Annotated in this window: 3 protein-coding genes; all 3 read left to right on the top strand. The window is 51.5% G+C overall.

All coding sequences use genetic code 11. The features are described from left to right. The first annotated feature begins 551 nt into the window (after positions 1 to 551). Genes proV through proX form a run of 3 tightly spaced genes read left to right on the top strand, consistent with a single transcriptional unit; the run spans position 552 to position 3,919 of the window. A complete protein-coding gene (proV, locus tag ACTBDZ_RS15610) occupies positions 552 to 1,754 on the top strand; it encodes a glycine betaine/L-proline ABC transporter ATP-binding protein ProV (protein WP_438815991.1) in 1,203 nt (400 codons plus the stop codon). After that, positions 1,747 to 2,889: a glycine betaine/L-proline ABC transporter permease ProW gene (gene proW, locus ACTBDZ_RS15605; RefSeq protein ID WP_438815990.1), complete on the top strand. Its 1,143-nt coding sequence runs from the start codon at positions 1,747 to 1,749 to the stop codon at positions 2,887 to 2,889. The genes proV and proW overlap by 8 nt, the downstream gene beginning before the upstream one ends. A gap of 31 nt (positions 2,890 to 2,920) precedes the next feature. Then, a complete protein-coding gene (gene proX / locus ACTBDZ_RS15600; RefSeq protein WP_438815992.1) occupies positions 2,921 to 3,919 on the top strand; it encodes a glycine betaine/L-proline ABC transporter substrate-binding protein ProX in 999 nt (332 codons plus the stop codon). The last annotated feature ends 252 nt before the right edge of the window (positions 3,920 to 4,171 follow it).

Below are 4,171 nucleotides of genomic sequence, written 5' to 3'. Positions count from 1 at the left end.
CTTGTTATAGGAGGGCCAGTTAGTGATTTTAAAATTTTGTTTTGCCATGGAGACCTGATTTTGAAACAACTATGGTGATCTGTTCCGATGATTACCCAAACTTTCTATTTATTCAACAAAGCCCCTCTTTCGATGAAGCAATCATTTTCAGTGTAATCCGAAAATAACTACCACCAAATAGCGATATAAATCATCTTTATCACTGCAATGGTATAAGTAATTTCAAAAAAAATCACAACGTCATTCAAGCCCATTATTACCCACAACATACAGAAACGTAAAAACCATTTAAAACATTGAATTTTAAAAAACATAAATAATTGATATAAAAACAAAAATTAATACAAAACACCAATAAATAATATAAAAAAACAGACAGTGAAAATAAAGAAAAATGGCCTATAAGGTGGCATGAAAATGAATATCCTCATAGCACTATTCTCGGCACCAAGGGTTGCCTCAGAATCTGAGTATGGTAGGGTATGACGTGTTTTCATCTTCATCAGGACAGAAATATAGAACGATAAATCACAGAGGAATTTTATCATTTCATGGCAATAAAACTCGAAGTAAAGCATCTCTATAAAATATTTGGCGAGCACCTTGACAGGGCATTCAAACTGATAGACAAAGGGCTAAACAAAGATCAGATCTTTGAAAAAACCGGGCTCACTGTCGGCGTGAAAGACGCCAATCTGGCCATTGAAGAAGGCGAGATATTCGTCATCATGGGATTATCCGGCTCGGGTAAATCCACACTGGTACGCCTTCTCAATCGTCTGATTGAACCGACTCGCGGTCAGGTACTGATCGACGGCGAAAACATCGCCGAGGTATTAGACACAGAACTGCGCGCCCTGCGCCGCAAAAAAATCAGCATGGTGTTCCAGTCATTCGCCTTGATGCCGCACCTGAGCGTGTTGGCTAACACCGCGTTTGGCATGGAGTTGGCAGGCGTCGATAAAGCACAGCGTGAACAGAAAGCGCTTGAAGCACTGCAACAGGTAGGCCTCGAAGCCTATGCCAATACCTACCCGGATGAGCTTTCCGGCGGGATGCGCCAACGCGTCGGTCTGGCGCGCGCACTGGCAAACGATCCCGATATTCTGCTGATGGATGAAGCGTTTTCAGCGCTCGATCCGCTTATCCGTACTGAAATGCAAGATGAGTTGGTGAAACTGCAATCGCGCCACCAGCGTACCATCGTGTTTATTTCACACGATCTGGACGAAGCCATGCGCATCGGCGATCGCATTGCCATCATGCACGGTGGCGAAGTGATCCAGGTGGGTACGCCGGATGAAATTCTCAACAACCCGGCTAATGACTATGTGCGTACCTTCTTCCGTGGTGTGGATATCAGCCACGTGTTCAGTGCAAAAGATATTGCGCGTCGTCGTCACGTTACCTTGATCCGCAAAACGCCCGGCGTTGGGCCTCGCTCTGCGCTCAAGATCCTACAGGATGATGATCGTGAATATGGCTACGTGCTGGAAAAAGGGAAAAAATTTATCGGCGTCGTTTCTATCGATTCGCTGAAAAAAGCACTGCACGCGCAAGAACCGCTGGAACAGGCTTTGCTGCCCGACCCTACCCCCGTGCCCGCAGATATGTCACTCAATGAACTGATTTCACAGGTTGCGCAGGCCCCCTGCGCCGTACCGGTCATCGGTGAGAACAGTGAATATATCGGCATTATTTCCAAGGGCATGCTGTTACAGGCATTAGACAAGGAGGGCAGCAACAATGACTAACGCAACCAATCCGTGGGAAACCACGCAAACACCGGTCAATGCTGCCGAACAGGCAGCCACCGGCAGCAATGGCGATCCCTGGTCATCGGCAGCACAAAGTACATCGGCTTCGGGTGACGCCGCAACTAACAGCGCAGATGCCTGGGGCGCACCCGCTCAGGATGCCGCACAGTCTGGCGCTGATTGGCTGAACAGCGCCCCTGCACCGGCTCAGGAACACTTTTCGCTGTTAGATCCGTTCAAAGACACGTTGATTCCGTTGGATCATTGGGTCACCGGAGGGATCAACTGGCTGGTGCTGCATTTCCGTCCGCTGTTTCAAGGCATTCGCGTGCCGGTTGACATTATTCTCAACGGTTTCCAGCAGGCGCTGTTAGGCATGCCAGCCCCGGTTGCCATTTTGGTGTTCTCCCTTATCGCCTGGCAGATGTCATCACTGGGTATGGGAGCGGCAACGCTGATATCGCTGGTCGCCATCGGTGCTATCGGTGCCTGGTCACAGGCCATGGTCACACTGGCGCTGGTATTAACCGCCCTGTTCTTTTGCATGCTGCTTGGTCTGCCGCTCGGCATCTGGCTGGCGCGCAGTGAGCGTGCGGCAAAAGTGGTGCGTCCGCTGCTCGACGCCATGCAAACCACACCGGCGTTTGTGTATCTGGTGCCGATTGTCATGCTGTTTGGCATCGGGAATGTGCCCGGCGTGGTGGTCACTATTATCTTTGCGCTACCGCCGATTGTGCGTTTGACAATCCTCGGTATCCGGCAGGTGCCCGCCGATCTGGTGGAAGCCGCTGAGTCCTTTGGAGCCAGTCCGCGCCAGATGTTGTTCAAAGTACAGTTGCCGTTGGCAATGCCCACCATCATGGCTGGTGTTAACCAGACGCTGATGCTCGCGCTCTCCATGGTGGTCATTGCTTCGATGATCGCAGTGGGAGGATTGGGGCAGATGGTGCTGCGCGGTATCGGGCGTCTGGATATGGGACTGGCTGCCGTGGGCGGCGTCGGGATCGTTATTCTTGCCATCATTTTGGACCGATTGACCCAGTCTTTGGGGCGTGACCGCCGTAGCCGTGGTAATCAATCCTGGTATCGCACCGGTCCGTTGGGGCTGATTTTACGCCCGTTCACGCGTTAATCACATTACACATAAAGAGGGATAAACCATGATGCAGAAAACCGGATTCGGGGCTGTTGCCCTGATTGCCGCGCTGACAGGCTCGCCGCTCTATGCCGCCGATCAGCCGGGCAAAGGTGTCAGCGTTCAGCCCGTGCAGAGCACGATTTCGGAAGAAACCTTCCAGACGCTGCTGGTCAGCCGCGCGCTGGAGAAACTGGGCTACGACGTGCAACCCATTCGCGAAGTGGATTACAACGTTGCCTATATGTCCATCGCATCCGGCGATGCCACCTTCACCGCCGTCAACTGGGATCCGCTTCAGGCAGACATGTACAAAGCGGCTGGTGGTGATGCCAAATTTTACCGCGACGGGGTTTACGCTGGCGGTGCAGCGCAGGGCTATCTGATCGACAAAAAGACAGCGGAAAAGTACCAGATCACCAACGTTGAGCAATTTAAAGACCCTGAGATCGCCAAGCTGTTTGATACCAACGGTGACGGCAAAGCAGACCTGATCGGTTGTGCACCGGGTTGGGGTTGTGAAGCCGCCATCAACCATCACCTTCAGGCTTACGGATTGAGCAACACGGTCGAGCACAATCAGGGTAACTACGCCGCGATGATCGCGGATGCCATTACCCGCTATAAAGAAGGCAAACCTATCTTCTATTACACCTGGACACCGTACTGGGTCAGCGATGTGCTGGTACCGGGGCGCGATGTTGTCTGGTTACAGGTGCCTTTCTCTTCTCAACCGGGAGAAATGAAAGGCTCCAGCACCAAGCTGGCTAACGGCAACGACTACGGCTTCCCCGTGAATAATATTCGCATCGCAGCGAACAAAGCGTGGGCCGAGAAAAATCCGGCGGCTGCCAAGCTGTTTGCCATCATGAAGCTACCATTGGCCGACATCAACGCGCAAAACATGCGGATGCGCAGCGGAGAGAGCAGCCAGAAAGATATCGAACGCCATGTGGATGGCTGGATCAAGGCACATCAGGCACAGTTTGATGGTTGGATAAAAACCGCCACTGACGCGGCCAAGTAACCTGATAGCGTCACGTTGTTATTCACTCACAGGCCCACTTGGGCCTGTGAGTGAATAGAGAAACCGTTTTCGGCATGTCCGTGTTTCCCGGCGAATCGCGACGAGGGGCACTTCGGCGACTTACGCGAGCCTGTACATAAATTTGTGTAATTGCCTGATTTTGATATGTTCAATCCAACATCAAAAGCAGGTTACTTTATGGACGAAAAACAGTTGCAGGCTCTGGCTAATGCACTGGCCAAAAATCTCAAA

The sequence above is a fragment of the Symbiopectobacterium sp. genome (genome assembly GCF_051710365.1).
Lineage (GTDB): Bacteria > Pseudomonadota > Gammaproteobacteria > Enterobacterales > Enterobacteriaceae > Symbiopectobacterium.
This window is presented reverse-complemented; position numbering and strand designations above follow the sequence as displayed.